Here is a 13,836-nt window from a genome sequence, read left to right as displayed (position 1 = left end):
CGCCCGCAAAGCATTCAAAAGGAACTGGCCATGACAGCGGGCAAGAACGGAATCACCTATGCCGATGCAGGCGTGGATATTGACGCAGGCAATGCTCTGGTCGATCGGATCAAGCCCGCCGCCAAGCGGACCAACCGCCCTGGCGTGATGAGCGGTCTGGGCGGTTTCGGCGCCTTGTTCGATCTCAAGGCTGCCGGGTATCAAGACCCGATTCTGGTTGGTGCTACGGATGGCGTGGGCACCAAGCTGCGGATCGCGATCGATACCGGGGTTGTGGACGGGGTCGGCATCGATCTGGTGGCCATGTGCGTCAATGACCTGATCTGTCAGGGGGCCGAGCCGCTGTTCTTCCTTGACTATTTCGCGACCGGTAAGCTGGATACCGATACGGCAGCACGGATCATCGAAGGGATTGCCGAAGGCTGTGCGCAGTCCGGCTGCGCCTTGATCGGTGGCGAGACCGCCGAGATGCCGGGCATGTATCCCGATGGTGATTTTGATCTGGCCGGGTTCTCGGTTGGCGCAATGGAACGCGGTGCGGATCTGCCTGCAGGCGTTCAATCCGGTGACGTGCTGTTGGGTCTGGCCTCGAATGGGGTGCATTCCAACGGCTATTCGCTGGTGCGTAAGCTGGTTGAATTGTCCGGATTGGGTTGGGATGCGCCGTCGCCCTTTGGTGAAGGCACTCTAGGTGAGGCGCTGCTGACGCCCACGCGCCTCTATGTCAAACCGGCACTGGCCGCGATCCGCGCCGGCGGCGTAAATGCGCTGGCGCATATCACTGGTGGCGGTCTGACCGAAAACCTGCCTCGCGTGTTGCCCGAAGGGCTGGGGGCCGAGATCGATCTGGACAGCTGGCGGTTGCCGCCCGTCTTTAGTTGGATGGCAGAAACCGGTGGCATCGTCGAGGCGGAAATGCTCAAGACTTTCAATTGCGGCATTGGCCTGATTGTTGTGTGCGATGCGGACAAGGCGGATGACCTGTCGGCCCTGCTGGCTGACGCTGGTGAAACCGTCGCGCGGATCGGTACCGTTTCGGAAGCGCCCGGCGTTGCCTATTCGGGCAAACTGCTGTGAGCCACAAGCGCGTCGCGATCCTGATTTCCGGGGGCGGGTCAAACATGGTGTCGCTGGTTGACAGCATGACCAGTGATCATCCGGCGCGGCCTTGCTTGGTGCTCTCTAACGATGCGCAGGCAGGCGGGCTGAAAAAAGCTGCGGACCGTGGCATTCCGACCGCAGTGGTCGATCATCGCCCGTTCAATGGGGATCGCGCCGCGTTTGAAGCCGAGCTTCTGAAGCCCTTGCAAGAGGCGCAGCCGGATATTGTTTGTCTGGCGGGATTCATGCGGGTTCTGACGGGGGATTTCGTGTCTCGGTTTCAGGGGCGGATGCTGAACATCCACCCCTCATTATTACCTAAATACAAAGGGTTAAACACCCACGCCCGCGCCATCGAAGCTGGGGATACCGAACATGGATGCTCTGTCCATGAAGTGACGGCGGCACTAGATGACGGGCCAATTCTGGGGCAGGCGCGGGTGCCCATTGAGGCGGCAGATACACCGGAGTCGCTGGCCGCGCGGGTGCTGGTATACGAACATAAACTCTACCCCGAGGTGTTGCGTCGTTATGCAGAAGGCAACAGGTCGCCCGTCCTGTTGCCCTGAACTTATTCTGGGTGATTTACACTCGCCTGATAATCGGCCTATGGTCGTCGGTAACGCTCGGGACGATTAAAAAAACGGGCAGTCACAATATCAAGAGCGATACTAGTACGGCGCATGAAAACCCTGACGACGACGCAAGAGCTGGCCGATTTCTGCAAGGCCGCTGCAGGCTATCCTTACATCACAGTCGACACCGAATTTCTGCGCGAGCGGACGTATTATTCCAAGCTGTGTCTGGTGCAATTGGCCATCCCGTCCGAGGATGAAGACAGCGCGGTTCTGGTTGATCCGCTGGCCGATGATTTGTCGCTTGAACCGCTCTACGATCTGTTCCGGAACGAAGACGTGGTCAAGGTTTTCCATGCCGCCCGTCAGGACCTTGAGATCTTCTGGGTCGAGGCTGACGTGTTCCCCAGTCCTTTGTTTGACACGCAGGTCGCGGCAATGGTTTGCGGGTTTGGTGAGCAGGTGGGCTATGAAACTCTGGTTCGGAAAATCTGCAAGCAGGGTGTTGATAAGACCTCTCGGTTCACCGACTGGTCTCGGCGTCCGCTGACCGATGCTCAAAAGAATTATGCTCTGGCAGACGTGACGCATTTGCGCAGAATCTATGAATATCTGGCAGCCGAGCTTGAAAAGACGATGCGCAGCCACTGGGTTGCTGAAGAACTGCGCACGCTGACGCAGCCTGCCACATATGACATCCGCCCCGAGGAGGCCTGGAAGAGGGTTAAGACGCGCACGAACTCGGCCAAGTTTCTGGCTGTCGTGCGCGAGTTGGCGCAGTTCCGCGAAGCTTATGCACAGGAAAACAACGTACCCCGGAACCGCGTGTTCAAGGATGATGCGTTGATTGAATTGGCATCGACCAAACCCAAAACACCTTCGGATTTGGGAGGGTCACGCCTGTTGCTGCGAGAAGCGCGCAAAGGAGCGATTGCCGAAGGTATTCTAACAGCAGTCAAGCGTGGCGTGAATTGCCCGGCGGACAAGCTGCCGACGGTCGACAACTCGCGAGAAAAGCTCAAGGTCAATCCGGCATTGTCAGACCTGTTGCGGGTATTGCTCAAGTCCAAAACCGAAAGTTCAGGTGTGGCCGCAAAACTGATCGCCACAAGTTCGGAATTGGATCAGATCGCCGCAGGTGAGCGGGAGCTTCCCGCCATGTCCGGGTGGCGGTTCGAAGTCTTTGGCGAAGACGCGCTCAAACTATGCGAAGGAAAAATCGCCCTGGCGGCCAAAGGGCAGGCGGTCAAGGTGGTAGCGCTTTAGCGGCGCTTACCGGCGCCGCGATTCCAGTGCGTTCTGCTGTCCGACTACACGGACCAGTCGGATACCTTCCAGTTCTTGGTTCGATACATTGACTGCATCAGATACCATCCGGGTAACGTCCGACCCTTGTGGAGTTTCAGAACCGGGATAATTCACACGGAATACGAACTCCAGAATTCCGTTTTTCTTGTTTTCTTCCGTTTCAACGGCAATCAGACGCGCGTTATACGCCCCCTGACGGACAGCTGTGCCAGACGCATAAATAATGGCGCCAGCGGGGGTGGGATCAATGCGCAACTCGTCGATCTGACCGATCGGAATGCTGGTGTCTTCGGCATCGGGGCGGGAAAACAGGCCAGTACCTCCGCCTTGCTGAGGAACCAAGGCGTCGGCGGCATTTGGGTCCGGCGGCGTCTCGGCTTCGACAGATCTGCTGGAGCCGAACCAGTTTGACGGATTTGCCCGAGAATCGCGCCAGCTGTTGCAGGCAGTCAGGGTCAGTGCGGCGATGATAAGAACGGACAGAGATTTTTGCATGGACCCACAGACTTTCACACGAGTTCAGGCAATGGGTTAGCGCAATTTCTTCGCGTTGAAAAGCCACAGCAGGGACTGGACAGTGGGTGGTCGTCGGCTTAGGTCACAATTGTGATCGCAACGGAAGGACCACCGCATCATGGCCACGCCCGCCTTTGAAGATATTGTCGAGGATTTCGAGTTTCTCGAGGATTGGGAGGATCGGTATCGCCATGTTATCGAGCAGGGTAAAGCGATGGAGCCTCTGGACGACGCGTTTAGGGTTCCGGCAACAAAAGTGCATGGCTGCGCCAGCCAGGTCTGGCTGCATCCGATGATTGAGGCTGGTGTCTTCAGGTTTGATGGTGACAGCGATGCCTTGATCGTACGCGGGCTGATCGCAGTTCTTCGATCTTTGTACAACGGGTTGCCGGTAAGCGAAGTTCCCAAAGTCGATGCTGGTGGTGAACTGGCGCGTCTTGGCCTGAACGACCACCTGTCTGCGCAGCGCTCAAACGGTTTGCGGTCTATGATCGAACGCATCCGGCAAGTTGCACAGGAAAACGCCTGACTTTAGGTCGGGCGGTTTGCCCAGTCTGACATTGTGGTTTCCAAGTCGCCGTAACCGGTGAACCGACGTTCAAACTCCAATCCCATGCGGTCTGCACATTCGCGCGCCCGCTCCGTCAGTTCCGGGCTGTCAATCTGGGCCTGATAGATTAGTTTGGTGTAATTCCCGAAATACATGTCGCGCAGTTCCGGGTGGCGATCCAATCCAAGGGGCTTCCAGACAAAGGCGTCGAATTGCCGGGCCAGAAAATCTGTCAGGTAGAAGGCCGTTGTTTCGTCTTCTCCTCGGTCCTGAAAGGCCTGATTTCCTTCGAAGAACGAATAGCAGTGCGGGCCCTTGACCATTTCGACCCCCAGTTTTTCGCAGGCCGCTTGCAACAGCCCCCCAGTGCCGCAATCGGCATAAACGACGTAGATCTTGTCGAAATTGCCCTGATGCTTGGCCACTGCGCCTTCTACGGCCTGAGTGATCCGTTCCGGGTGCACGTGCAGGATCGCTGGCAGGCAGGTCAGCGCCATGTGATCCCAGCCGTTGCGCGTCTTGATGTCCAGAATTTCCCGCGCAAGAGCGCCGCAGGCGATCAAAAGTATGCTACCGTTGCCCTCGCCGTTGTATCCCTTTGTCGTTAGGCTTGCATCATCAGGCAGGGTTTCGTTTGGCATGGTTCCGCATCCTCTGGGGCTGTCAATATAGGAAGATGAATGCGGCCATTGGGCAAGCCCTGTTCCGACATCTTATGTCAGGCTGCCGACGCATGCGTTTCGAAGGCCGCCAACTGGGGCCGGGCAGGCGGGCCATAAGCGGTGATGCCATTCTGAGACAGTTCCGGGAACAACAGCAGAATCTCTTGCCGCGCGGCAATGTCCAGACTGTTCCATATTTGGGCGCCGGGATGAAAGCTCTCGCTCAGGCAACCTTCGGCCCAGAGCAACTCGTGCTGGTCGAACAGCAGATGTATGTAGGTCACCACCCCTCCTGGACGTAGAACGATGTCGGTCCGATTCACGAGATGCTTGGCTGGGGCCAGTGCTTCGCCGTGGCCGGTGTTCAACTCAACGCGCCAGTCTCGGATCAGCATTTTGTGCTGTTGCGACACCAGAAGATCGCGCGTGTTTCCAACGGCACCCGCTTTGAAGAGGATTGGTGCATGCAGGCCTGTTGCTTTGACCGATCGGCGTCCGATCCAGCGAAGGGTTTGCAGGCCGTGATCAAGGGTTTCGATTCTGTCGCCGGTGGACAAGGTTTCAATCGGTCTCTCGCCCCGCTCGGTGCGGATCAGTGTGCCAGGTGTAAAACAGGGGACAAGATTCCAATCTTCACGACTGGCGGTCAGGCCTGAATATCTGTTTCCGGCCAGGCTGTTGAATGTGATTGAGCGGATAGGACCCGCTTCCAGCGCTGACTGGTCTGAATTATCCGAGAACTCCGGCATCAGGTAGGTGTTGCCATCCACATCCTGCGCCACAACTGCCGTGATGTTGGCTTTCGATCCGTCAAAATAGGTGATGGTGGCATTGTAAATCGAAGTGCCATCAAATGCCTGGGGCGGCCCACCGTCGATCGAGAACCGATCATTGGCGGACATGTTGTTCATGTCATAAACCGAGCCCGGTTTGCCGACCGCGCTCCATGTGGCACTGTCGCGCGCCAGAGGATCGTCGGGCCCACCAAAAGTCTGCCCAACAAACGCAGAAGCGTTTTCGGCTGTTGTATTACCCTCAGAACTGTCGATCTCGGCGAGATTGCCAAGAGAAATGACCGAGAACGTTGTTGGCATGAGACCCCCCGAAATTTGGATGCCTCGTTTTTCTAGCCTTGCCTTCGTTTAAAAATGGATAATCGAGATAGGCGGGTGATGTGATGCCTATGAAACGAAAAGGCCGCCCTAAGTCGGACGGCCTTTCAATTAGGTTCTCTGGGAGCTTACCCAGCCAGTTGGTTGTGCTTGCGGCCCACAAAATCCTTGGCGGTTTCCACTGCGACTGCAGCGTCGCGGCAATACGCGTCCGCGCCGATGGCTTTGCCAAACTCTTCGTTCAGAGGCGCGCCGCCAACCAGTACGATGTAATCATCGCGCACGCCTTGTTCGACCATCGTGTCGATAACCACTTTCATGTAGGGCATCGTGGTGGTCAGCAGGGCGGACATACCCAGGATATCGGGCTGCTCGTTTTCCAGCGCTTCTAGGTAGTTTTCGACCGGGTTGTTGATTCCCAGATCGACAACTTCAAAGCCTGCGCCTTCCATCATCATCGACACTAGGTTTTTGCCAATGTCGTGGATGTCGCCTTTCACGGTTCCGATAACCATTTTGCCAACGCGCGGTGCGCCGGTTTCGGCCAGCAACGGCTTTAGGATGGTCATACCACCCTTCATGGCGTTTGCAGCCAGCAGAACTTCGGGAACGAACAGGATGCCGTCGCGGAAGTCGTGGCCCACGATGGTCATGCCGCCAACCAGGGCCTTGGTCAGGATGTCATAAGGCGTCCATCCGCGTTCCAGCAGAATGTTGGTGCCTTCTTCGATCTCTTCTTTCAGGCCGTCATAGAGATCGTCGAACATCTGCTCGACCAGTTCGTCGTCATTCAGTTCGGACAGGACGATGTCTTCTTCGTCGGACATGGGGTATTCCCTGTGCTGAGCGGGCCATCGGCCCGTGGTGGCATTTTTTCCGTTTTGGCCAAAACGTCGCAACCTGACTGTGACGATTGCGACGTCGGTCGTTTCGGGACCGACCTATAAGACAAAAAATGGGGTGGCTCGATAGAAAAGTCTGCAAGATTATCCTGCAGACTCTTCAACTAGCTCTGTCCGTCGGTGGTTTTGGATGGCTTGCGCCAAATCGGCGACAGGTTTATGTTCTGGAGGGGAACGAACGGGGAACATATTTGCGGCATGAACATAGCGCGGACCATCAAAGCCAGAGGAACGGCGACAAATGAATCCGGTCGGTTCGAACGTTTTACCACTGTGGCCACTGAAGACGGTTGGGACATAGAAGAGGACTTGCCGCCCCTGCGTACCGAAACACGCGAAGAGGTTGCGCGCAGCGCTATTACCTACAACCGATCCCCTGATTTGCCCTTCGATCGTTCGATCAACCCGTATCGGGGATGCGAACATGGCTGCGTTTATTGCTTTGCGCGACCCAGCCACGCCTATCTGGGCTTGTCTGCTGGACTGGATTTCGAAACCCGCCTGATCGCACGGCCCAACATGAGTAGTGTTTTGCGCAAAGAGTTGTCCGCTAGGTCATACAAAGTTGCTCCGCTTGCCATTGGTACAAACACGGATCCGTATCAGCCAATTGAGAAAACCCGAATGATAACAAGATCGTGCCTTGAAGTTTTGCAGGAGTTCAATCACCCGGTTGCCATCGTCACCAAGGGGGCTTTGATAGAGCGGGATCTGGACATTCTTGCCGTCATGGCCAGCCGGGGGTTGGCGCGGGTCGGCATTTCTCTGACCACTCTGGATGCGGCTCTGTCCCGCCGGATGGAGCCTCGGGCGCCGTCGCCGCTTCGCCGTTTGCGCGTGATCAGGGCGTTGACCGATGCGGGGGTTCCGGTACGTGTGATGACGTCACCCATCATGCCGGGGCTGACGGATCACGAATTGGAAAACTTATTGGAAGCCGGGAAAGAGGCTGGTGCAGATGCGGCAAGCTGGATCATGTTGCGATTGCCGCGTGAGGTTTCGCAGCTTTGGCAGGACTGGCTGGCCGAACATGAGCCTGCAAGGTCGGAAAAGGTCATGTCCAAACTGCGGGAAATGCATGGGGGGCGGGATTACGATCCGCGATGGGGGCACAGAATGCGGGGCGAGGGTGAATATGCCGAGATCATTGCCCAAAGGTTCTTAAAAGCCTGCAAGCGGTTGGGGCTTCCCGTGAAATCTGCGCCGCTACGTTGCGATCTTTTTGCAGTTCCACCGCAACCGGGGGACCAGATGAGCTTGTTCTGAGGGCAATAAACCTGTTTGTTCGCTTGCTGAATAATTATCGAAAGCAACAGCTTATGTTGGTTCTCTGATCGTCGAGTATACCAAAAAAAACCCCGGATGAACCGGGGTCTTCTGAATTGATTGCGAACTCTAAAGGATCAGCGGTTTTCGATATCCACGTAATCGCGCAGCGTCTCACCCAGATACAACTGACGCGGACGGCCGATCTTGTTCTGTGGATCAGCAATCATCTCTTTCCACTGACTGACCCAGCCTACGGTGCGGGACAGGGCAAAGATCGGCGTGAACATAGACGTTGGGAAGCCCATCGCTTCAAGGATGATGCCCGAATAGAAATCGACATTCGGGAACAACTTCTTCTCGGCGAAATACGGATCTTCCAGTGCCTCTTTCTCAAGCTCTTTGGCAACCTGCAGTTTCGGATTGTTCTCAATGCCCAGCAGATCCAGAACTTCGTCAGCCGACTGCTTCATCACTTTGGCGCGCGGGTCGAAGTTCTTGTAGACGCGGTGGCCAAAGCCCATCAGGCGGAACGGATCGTCTTTGTCCTTGGCACGGGCAATATATTCGGGAATGCGATCAACGGTGCCGATCTCTTCCAGCATTTCCAGGCAGGCTTGGTTTGCGCCGCCGTGGGCGGGACCCCAGAGGCAAGCAACACCGGCGGCGATACAGGCAAACGGGTTCGCACCTGAAGATGAGGCCAGACGTACGGTCGAGGTCGACGCGTTCTGCTCGTGATCCGCGTGCAGAGTCAAAATCCGGTCCATTGCACGGCTGAGGATCGGGTTGACCTCATACTCTTCGGCAGGAACGCTGAAACACATGCGCAGGAAGTTCGACGCATAGTCCAGATCGTTGCGTGGATACACGAAAGGCTGACCGGTATGGTACTTATAAGCCCATGCCGCGATGGTCGGCATCTTGGCGATCAGGCGATGCGACGCAATCTCACGCTGCTGCGGGTCTGAGATATCGGTTGAGTCGTGATAGAAGGCCGACATCGCACCAACAACACCGACCATGATGGCCATAGGATGCGCGTCGCGGCGGAAACCGCGGTAGAAATACTGCATCTGCTCGTGCAGCATGGTGTGGCGGGTGATCGTGGTCTCGAACGTCTCCAGATCTTTTGCCGCCGGCAGCTCTCCGTATAGCAGCAGATAGCAGACTTCGAGGAAGTGCGATTTCTCGGCCAGTTGGTCGATGGGATAACCGCGGTGCAGCAACTCGCCTTTTTCACCGTCGATATAAGTGATGGTGCTGTCACAGCTTGCGGTCGACGTGAAACCGGGGTCGTAAGTGAATACCCCGGCCTGACCGTAGAGTTTGCGAATATCGATGACGTCCGGACCAGCGGTCGGGGAATGAACAGGCAACTCGTACTCTTTTCCGTGAACGGTGAGAGTGGCTGTTTTGTTGCTATCAGTCATGGTTGTCCCTTCTTCATTCATGCGTACGCCCGAGAAACCTCGGGCGGTACGGGCAATGACTGCGCGCGTGCGCGCAGCCCGGGTGTTAGCGGAGCAGCGTTACCCGTTTATGAAGTTTGGGTTATTTCGCTGCCTCAGAAAGCCGCGCCAGAGTCTCATCCCGCCCCAGCACAAGCATCATGTCAAAAACCGAAGGAGTAACGGCCCGACCCGCCAGAACGGCCCGAAGCGGGCCAGCCAGCTTGCCGAACTTGAGTTCCTTTGACTCGGCAAAGGAATTCAGGGTTTCCTCCAGTTCGTTTCGGGACCAGCTAGCATTTTGCAGCTGCGGCGTCAATTCCGTCAGTATACCATCGGATACAGATGCCAGCGCCTTCGCGGCCTTTTCATCCGGAACGATCGGGCGGATTGTCAGTACAAAATGAGCTTTTTCAAGCAGTTCCGGGAAAGTGCGGGCCCGATCCTTGAGGCAATACATCGCACGTTCCAGATCACTGGATTGTGTTTCCGTTAAGGGTGGCAGATCTGCTGCGGCCAGATAGGCTTCGATCTCTCGCCGCAGCGCAGCATCGTCCGAGATAGCAATGTGCTGCCCACACAGGTTTTCAAGCTTTTTCAGATCGAACCGTGCGGGGCTCTTGCCGATCCCATCCAGATCGAACCATTCCTTTGCCTGTGCATCTGAAAAAAACTCATCGTCACCATGACTCCAACCCAGCCGGGCAAGGTAGTTGCGCATCCCGGCGGCGGGATAGCCCATGGCCTGATATTCCTGCGCCCCAAGAGCTCCATGGCGTTTCGACAGCTTCTTGCCGTCGGGCCCGTGAATCAGCGGGATATGCGCCCAAACCGGAACGTTCCAACCCATGGCTTCGTAGATCATCATCTGACGCGCGGCATTGTTGAGGTGGTCGTCGCCGCGGATGACATGGGTAACACCCATATCGTGATCGTCGACCACCACGGCCAGCATGTAAACCGGCGTTCCGTCCGAACGCAAAAGGATCATATCATCCAATTGGTCGTTCCGGATGGACACATCACCCTGAACCTGATCGCGGATCACGGTCGCCCCGTCCTGAGGCGCCTTGATGCGAATAGCACAAGGCGCGTCCGGGTGCGTCGATGGATCGGCGTCACGCCAGGGGCTGCGGAACAGGGTTGATTTCCCGTCGCTGCGGGCTTGGTCTCGGAAAGCCGCGATTTCTTCCTGAGTTGAGAAACATTTGTATGCTTTTCCCTCGGCCAGAAGTTGGTGTGCAACCTCTGCGTGGCGGGCAGCCCCTTCGAATTGGCTGATCACATCGCCGTCATGATCCAGTCCCAGCCACTCCATACCCTGAAGGATCGCAGCGGTTGCCTCAGGGGTTGACCGTTCGCGGTCGGTGTCTTCGATCCGCAGCAGGAACTTGCCGCCACGTCCGCGCGCATACAGCCAATTGAACAATGCAGTGCGCGCGCCACCGATATGCAGGAAACCGGTGGGCGAGGGAGCAAAACGAGTGACGACCTGTTCGGACATAATGAGGATTAACCTTTTGGTAACCGTATCTGGCATAGTTTGACGCCTGTCTAACGAGCCCGAAGGACGGGGGCAACCATGCGTGTTCTTGCACGGGTCGAGGCCGCGCTGCTGCACCAGACAGGGTATCTGTTTCCGTGGACGCCGGTCATGATGGCAACGGGGATCGGTCTCTATTTCGGTGTCCGGGTTGAACCTGATCGGACGGTCTTCACAGGCTTGATTTGCCTGTGTTTGACTTTGATCGCCTTGCATCGCTGGCTGCCGTCGGGGCTGGGAACGTTGGCAATCGGGGGGGCGCTGATCGCTGCTGGCTTCGTTCTGGCAGGCGTACGTGCCCACATGGTGGCAGAACCGGTTCTGTCGTGGCGGTATTATGGCCCTATCGAGGGGAGGGTCGTCGCCATGGATCGGTCTGCCTCGGATGCGTTGCGGTTGACGCTTGATCAGGTGCGCATAGGGGACGTACCTCAGGAGCGCAGGCCGCAGCGCATCCGTCTTTCCGTCCATGTTCCAACAGGTCCTATCGCACCGGGGCAGCGTATCATGACCACCGGGCATCTTTCGCCGCCGCAAGGCCCGGTAGAGCCCGGGGGCTTCGACTTTCGCCGCCATGCCTGGTTTCAACGTTTGGGCGCAGTGGGATATACCCGCGTTCCAATCATGACCATTGCACCGGCGACAGAGGGTGTTGAAGGCATTCGGGTCACTGCGATCCGTATGGCCATTTCGCAGCGGGTGAAGCAAATTCTGCCCGGCGAAATCGGTGGATTTGCCGCGGCAGTCACCACCGGCGATCGCAGTGGGATGGGGCAGGAGACGCTATCATCCTTGCGGGCTTCGAATCTGGCGCATCTGCTGGCTATTTCAGGGCTTCATATGGGGCTTCTGACCGGCTTCGTGTTCGTGGCTTGCCGTATTGGTCTGTCGCTGTGTCCTCCTTTGGCGCTTCGGTTTCCTGTTCGGAAAGTGGCCGCTGTGCTCGCCCTGGGCGCGGCGACCCTGTATTTGATGCTGTCCGGCGGCAATGTCGCGACCGAACGCGCCTTTGTTATGGTCGGCGTTATGCTTGGTGCAGTGTTGATCGACCGGCGGGCGATTTCGTTACGTGCGGTTGCTGTTGCTGCCATAATCGTATTGATTCTTCGGCCGGAATCTTTGTTGAGCCCAGGGTTTCAAATGTCTTTCGCTGCAACCACCGCGTTGGTTGCAGTCTTTGGCGCATTGCGAGAGGTGGGCCCTTTGCCCGGCCCAAAATGGTTGAAACCCGTCGTCGGGGTGGTGATGTCATCGGCAATTGCCGGTCTTGCTACGGCGCCAATTGGGGCTGCGCATTTCAATACGATGTCCCATTACGGCTTGCTGGCAAACCTGCTTTCCGTTCCCGTCATGGGCCTGCTTGTCGTGCCATCCGCCGTTGTCGCAGCACTTCTGGCCCCGTTTGGATTGGAGGCGATTGCGCTGACCGTTATGGGTTGGGCGCTGCACTGGATTCTGATGGTTTCCAATTGGGTGTCGCATCTGGACGGAGCTCAGGGTTTTATCGTCGGCCCGCCTTGGTTCGTATTGCCCCTTGTAGGATTTGGGGCCTTATGGATGGCCTTGTGGCACGGGAAAGCGCGATGGGTCGGAGTGGCGCCCGTTGTATCGGCATTTCTGCTTTGGAACTCTGGCCACAGGCCGGATGTCCTGGTTTCTGAAAACGGGGGATTGGTGGGAGTGATGACCGAAAAGGGTCGGGCCCTCAGCAAAAGCAAAGGGAGCGGGTTTGTCGCTGACGTTTGGCTCGAGAATGACGGAGATGGTGTTGATCAGAGCGAGGCGGCACTCAGATGGCCGGACAGCAGTATTGTTCAACGATACCCTCTGAAAGACTATGAGATCGTCCATATCACCGGAAAGAGGGCGGCCCAGTCGTTTGACGAATGTCGCGACAACCAGATCATTATTTCGGCTGTGAGGCTGACCCTGAAAGGTTCGTGCGGGATATTTGACCCGGATCGGTTGTATGAAACCGGCAGCTTGTCTGTGTCGGACGGAAAACTCACGTCAAGCGCAGACCTGACGGGTCATCGGCTTTGGTCCCCGGAACCTGCCGGGAACCGTCGTTCTAAGCAGGATTAGTAAGTCCGGATCAGTCCGACCAGACGGCCTTGAACCTTGACTTTTTCCTCGGGCAGGACGCGCGTTTCGTAAGCCGGATTTGCGGCTTCCAGCGCGATGGCATTACCACGGCGGAAATAACGTTTGAGCGTGGCTTCCTGATCCTCGACCAGGGCAACCACGATGTCACCGTTATCCGCGGTCGAGGTTTCCCGGATGACGACCACATCACCATCATTGATGCCGGCATCGATCATCGAGTCACCGCGAACTTCCAGCGCATAGTGCTGACCCTGTCCCGAAACCATGGGGCCGGGGACGGCGACGTGATGCGAAACATGGCTGATCGCTTCAATGGGTACACCGGCTGCGATCCAGCCCATGACCGGCAGTTCAAGTGCGTCCACCGATACTGGTTCTACATTCGCAGGGCGGCGGCCTTTGGGCCTGTCGCCTTCGATCACACGGAGTGTAAAGCCTGCTGTTGGTTCGCCACCAAGACTTTCGGGCAACTTCACAATCTCAATGGCGCGAGCGCGATGGGCAAGGCGACGGATAAAGCCGCGTTCTTCCAGTGCAGTGATCAGCCTGTGGATGCCGGATTTTGATCGCAGATCAAGGGCGGCCTTCATTTCGTCAAAACTGGGCGGAACGCCGTCCGCCTGCACGCGTTTGTGGATGAATTCCAGCAAATCCAATTGCTTCTTGGTCAGCATCGCTCACACCTCGTCGCTCATGCGTTTTCTTTTGTTCTACGCATGTTCACGTTTTGTGTCAACGAATTTG

13 protein-coding genes are annotated in these 13,836 nt (G+C 56.9%); 6 read left to right on the top strand and 7 right to left on the bottom strand.

Annotation, left to right across the window (positions count from 1 at the left end; genetic code table 11):
• The first annotated feature begins 30 nt into the window (after positions 1-30).
• From purM to rnd, 3 genes are all read left to right on the top strand, one after another.
• A complete protein-coding gene (purM, locus tag ACR0K5_RS07415; protein ID WP_480629064.1) occupies positions 31-1,077 on the top strand; it encodes a phosphoribosylformylglycinamidine cyclo-ligase in 1,047 nt (348 codons plus the stop codon).
• Positions 1,074-1,670: a phosphoribosylglycinamide formyltransferase gene (gene purN / locus ACR0K5_RS07410; protein WP_480629063.1), complete on the top strand. Its 597-nt coding sequence runs from the start codon at positions 1,074-1,076 to the stop codon at positions 1,668-1,670. The genes purM and purN overlap by 4 nt, the downstream gene beginning before the upstream one ends.
• Before the next feature lie 114 nt (positions 1,671-1,784).
• The gene (gene rnd / locus ACR0K5_RS07405; protein ID WP_480629062.1) at positions 1,785-2,942 is read left to right on the top strand and encodes a ribonuclease D; all 1,158 of its coding nucleotides are present in this window, start codon (positions 1,785-1,787) and stop codon (positions 2,940-2,942) included.
• A 6-nt stretch (positions 2,943-2,948) separates the two neighbouring features.
• Here the strand turns inward: rnd and ACR0K5_RS07400 are convergent, their stop codons facing one another.
• On the bottom strand, positions 2,949-3,479 hold the full coding sequence (locus ACR0K5_RS07400; RefSeq protein ID WP_480629061.1) for a hypothetical protein: 531 nt from the start codon (positions 3,477-3,479) through the stop codon (positions 2,949-2,951).
• A 139-nt stretch (positions 3,480-3,618) separates the two neighbouring features.
• On the opposite strand from ACR0K5_RS07400, the gene ACR0K5_RS07395 reads away from it, so the two are divergent.
• Positions 3,619-4,029 (top strand): SufE family protein, encoded by a 411-nt coding sequence (locus ACR0K5_RS07395; RefSeq protein ID WP_480629060.1) that lies wholly within the window; start codon positions 3,619-3,621, stop codon positions 4,027-4,029.
• A gap of 2 nt (positions 4,030-4,031) precedes the next feature.
• Here the strand turns inward: ACR0K5_RS07395 and ACR0K5_RS07390 are convergent, their stop codons facing one another.
• From ACR0K5_RS07390 to ACR0K5_RS07380, 3 genes are all read right to left on the bottom strand, one after another.
• Positions 4,032-4,691 (bottom strand): DUF1638 domain-containing protein, encoded by a 660-nt coding sequence (locus tag ACR0K5_RS07390; protein ID WP_480629059.1) that lies wholly within the window; start codon positions 4,689-4,691, stop codon positions 4,032-4,034.
• Between the two features lie 77 nt (positions 4,692-4,768).
• On the bottom strand, positions 4,769-5,806 hold the full coding sequence (locus ACR0K5_RS07385; RefSeq protein ID WP_480629058.1) for a Hint domain-containing protein: 1,038 nt from the start codon (positions 5,804-5,806) through the stop codon (positions 4,769-4,771).
• Positions 5,807-5,952: 146 nt separating this feature from the next.
• Positions 5,953-6,651, bottom strand: a complete 699-nt coding sequence (locus tag ACR0K5_RS07380) for a corrinoid protein (RefSeq protein WP_480629057.1) — start codon at positions 6,649-6,651, stop codon at positions 5,953-5,955.
• Positions 6,652-6,924: 273 nt separating this feature from the next.
• Here ACR0K5_RS07380 and ACR0K5_RS07375 point away from each other — a divergent pair, with 273 nt between their 5' ends.
• The gene (locus ACR0K5_RS07375) at positions 6,925-7,992 is read left to right on the top strand and encodes a PA0069 family radical SAM protein (RefSeq protein ID WP_480629056.1); all 1,068 of its coding nucleotides are present in this window, start codon (positions 6,925-6,927) and stop codon (positions 7,990-7,992) included.
• A gap of 137 nt (positions 7,993-8,129) precedes the next feature.
• Here the strand turns inward: ACR0K5_RS07375 and gltA are convergent, their stop codons facing one another.
• Together gltA and gltX are read right to left on the bottom strand one after the other, a co-directional pair.
• On the bottom strand, positions 8,130-9,425 hold the full coding sequence (gltA, locus tag ACR0K5_RS07370) for a citrate synthase (RefSeq protein ID WP_480629055.1): 1,296 nt from the start codon (positions 9,423-9,425) through the stop codon (positions 8,130-8,132).
• Positions 9,426-9,546: 121 nt separating this feature from the next.
• Positions 9,547-10,947, bottom strand: coding sequence for a glutamate--tRNA ligase (gltX, locus tag ACR0K5_RS07365; RefSeq protein WP_480629361.1), 1,401 nt, complete (start codon positions 10,945-10,947; stop codon positions 9,547-9,549).
• Between the two features lie 78 nt (positions 10,948-11,025).
• Between gltX and ACR0K5_RS07360 the strand changes: the two genes are divergently transcribed.
• Positions 11,026-13,071, top strand: a complete 2,046-nt coding sequence (locus ACR0K5_RS07360) for a ComEC/Rec2 family competence protein (protein ID WP_480629054.1) — start codon at positions 11,026-11,028, stop codon at positions 13,069-13,071.
• Here ACR0K5_RS07360 and lexA read toward each other — a convergent pair.
• Entirely contained in the window at positions 13,068-13,766 is a 699-nt protein-coding gene (gene lexA, locus ACR0K5_RS07355; protein ID WP_480629053.1) for a transcriptional repressor LexA, read from the bottom strand. The genes ACR0K5_RS07360 and lexA overlap by 4 nt on opposite strands.
• Positions 13,767-13,836 lie beyond the last annotated feature (70 nt).

The sequence above is a fragment of the Ruegeria sp. AB9 genome (assembly GCF_056542585.1).
This window is presented reverse-complemented; position numbering and strand designations above follow the sequence as displayed.

What these genes read in the sequence shown, in the direction of transcription:
- purM (WP_480629064.1), top strand. Translation starts at nt 31, where the DNA reads ATGACAGCGGGCAAGAACGGAATCACCTATGCCGATGCAGGCGTGGAT.
- rnd (WP_480629062.1), top strand. Translation starts at nt 1,785, where the DNA reads ATGAAAACCCTGACGACGACGCAAGAGCTGGCCGATTTCTGCAAGGCC.
- ACR0K5_RS07400 (WP_480629061.1), bottom strand. Translation starts at nt 3,479, where the DNA reads ATGCAAAAATCTCTGTCCGTTCTTATCATCGCCGCACTGACCCTGACT.
- ACR0K5_RS07395 (WP_480629060.1), top strand. Translation starts at nt 3,619, where the DNA reads ATGGCCACGCCCGCCTTTGAAGATATTGTCGAGGATTTCGAGTTTCTC.
- ACR0K5_RS07390 (WP_480629059.1), bottom strand. Translation starts at nt 4,691, where the DNA reads ATGCCAAACGAAACCCTGCCTGATGATGCAAGCCTAACGACAAAGGGA.
- ACR0K5_RS07385 (WP_480629058.1), bottom strand. Translation starts at nt 5,806, where the DNA reads ATGCCAACAACGTTCTCGGTCATTTCTCTTGGCAATCTCGCCGAGATC.
- ACR0K5_RS07380 (WP_480629057.1), bottom strand. Translation starts at nt 6,651, where the DNA reads ATGTCCGACGAAGAAGACATCGTCCTGTCCGAACTGAATGACGACGAA.
- ACR0K5_RS07375 (WP_480629056.1), top strand. Translation starts at nt 6,925, where the DNA reads ATGAACATAGCGCGGACCATCAAAGCCAGAGGAACGGCGACAAATGAA.
- gltA (WP_480629055.1), bottom strand. Translation starts at nt 9,425, where the DNA reads ATGACTGATAGCAACAAAACAGCCACTCTCACCGTTCACGGAAAAGAG.
- gltX (WP_480629361.1), bottom strand. Translation starts at nt 10,947, where the DNA reads ATGTCCGAACAGGTCGTCACTCGTTTTGCTCCCTCGCCCACCGGTTTC.
- ACR0K5_RS07360 (WP_480629054.1), top strand. Translation starts at nt 11,026, where the DNA reads ATGCGTGTTCTTGCACGGGTCGAGGCCGCGCTGCTGCACCAGACAGGG.
- lexA (WP_480629053.1), bottom strand. Translation starts at nt 13,766, where the DNA reads ATGCTGACCAAGAAGCAATTGGATTTGCTGGAATTCATCCACAAACGC.